General features: G+C 43.9%; 1 protein-coding gene. It reads left to right on the top strand.

Going from position 1 to position 387, the window contains the following annotated elements:
* Positions 1–87: 87 nt before the first annotated feature.
* On the top strand, positions 88–387 hold a 300-nt coding region (locus tag GSO_RS15325; protein ID WP_010493949.1), incomplete at its 3' end, for a GNAT family N-acetyltransferase.

Below are 387 nucleotides of genomic sequence, written 5' to 3'. Positions count from 1 at the left end.
AGTTTGATATTAGAAAAGAGGGACGGTATGGCACCATACACGATTGAATAAATAAGCGCGCCCAGTCGCGAACAATTGGATCAAATTATGCGGTTATGGTGGCAGGGGAATTTACAGGCCCACCAGTTTATTCACGCTGAATATTGGAAAAGTAATGCTCCTCTGGTGCGCCCTTTAATTCAGCAATCAACATTGTGGGTTGTGCGCGAAGGAGCAACGGTGATTGCTTTTTGTGGCTTGCAACAAGACTTCATCGCCGGCTTTTTTGTTGATGAAAAACACCGTGGACGTGGCGTTGGTACAGCTTTGATGGCTAAGTTACAAGCGACATATTCCAAATTGAGATTGACGGTTTACCAGAAGAATATTCGAGTTGCGCAATTTTAT

Source organism: Lacticaseibacillus zeae DSM 20178 = KCTC 3804, assembly GCF_000260435.1.
GTDB lineage: Bacteria > Bacillota > Bacilli > Lactobacillales > Lactobacillaceae > Lacticaseibacillus > Lacticaseibacillus zeae.
This window is presented reverse-complemented; position numbering and strand designations above follow the sequence as displayed.